The sequence below is a fragment of the Massilia sp. CT11-108 genome, from assembly GCF_047302915.1.
GTDB lineage: Bacteria > Pseudomonadota > Gammaproteobacteria > Burkholderiales > Burkholderiaceae_D > Telluria > Telluria orientalis.
The window spans coordinates 1-311 of the sequence record NZ_JBKYMO010001409.1 but is presented as its reverse complement, the minus strand read 5'-3'; the positions used below and the strand labels follow the sequence as shown (position 1 = coordinate 311).

At 68.8% G+C, this 311-nt stretch carries 1 protein-coding gene; it reads right to left on the bottom strand.

From position 1 onward, the window contains the following. Nucleotides 1–311 (bottom strand): hypothetical protein (locus ACEN88_RS35045; protein WP_413347030.1); only part of this gene is annotated, 311 nt, incomplete at both ends.

Genomic DNA, 311 nt, shown 5'->3' with positions numbered 1-311 from the left:
GTTTGCGCCCGGGGCGTGTGCGTCCCCACGCCCCCAGAAAAAGAAGAGGCATTCACATCCACCCGATTCAAAACTCCAACCTGCAGGCCCCCGGCCAGGCGGGCGTGGTCGAAGTCGAGCCAGGCGCGCACGGAGCCGCGGCCTTCCTGCAGGGTGAACGGATAATCGACGTACTGCTTCCAGGCGGCGAGGTCGGTGTTGCGCAGGTCGGCATACACCTGGCCTTTCCAGCGCCTTGCATCGGACGGCTTGGCGCCGAACGGCGGGTGGGAGAAGCGCGCGCGCAGGTCGAGCGGGTCGCCCGCGCCCGC